The following is a 235-nucleotide window of genomic DNA, read 5'->3' as shown; positions in this document are numbered from 1 at the left end:
CCGTCGACCAGCACCTGCAGGTTCGGCGGGTAGCCACTGGCGTCCAGGCGCTTCTCGATGTAGCCGGCATCGAACGCGCGCTTGTAGGCGTCGATGGCGTCGCGAATCTGGTACAGCGCCTCGCGCAGCTGCTGTTCCTTGCCGCGACGCACCACGGTTTCGGTCAGCGGCGCGGCCATGCTGGCAAGCAGCCCGAGCAGTGCCAGGGTCAGCACCACCTCGATCAGGCTGAAGC

Annotated in this window: 1 protein-coding gene; it reads right to left on the bottom strand. The window is 67.2% G+C overall.

All coding sequences use genetic code 11. From position 1 onward, the window contains the following. Positions 1-235: prepilin-type N-terminal cleavage/methylation domain-containing protein (locus FQ664_RS26995; protein WP_144176014.1), on the bottom strand; the 235-nt coding region annotated here is incomplete at both ends.

Origin of the sequence: Pseudomonas persica, assembly GCF_900291015.1 — a bacterium.
Taxonomy (GTDB): domain Bacteria; phylum Pseudomonadota; class Gammaproteobacteria; order Pseudomonadales; family Pseudomonadaceae; genus Aquipseudomonas.
The sequence above is the reverse complement of the archived record's forward strand: the minus strand, read 5'-3'. Positions and strand labels throughout refer to the sequence as shown.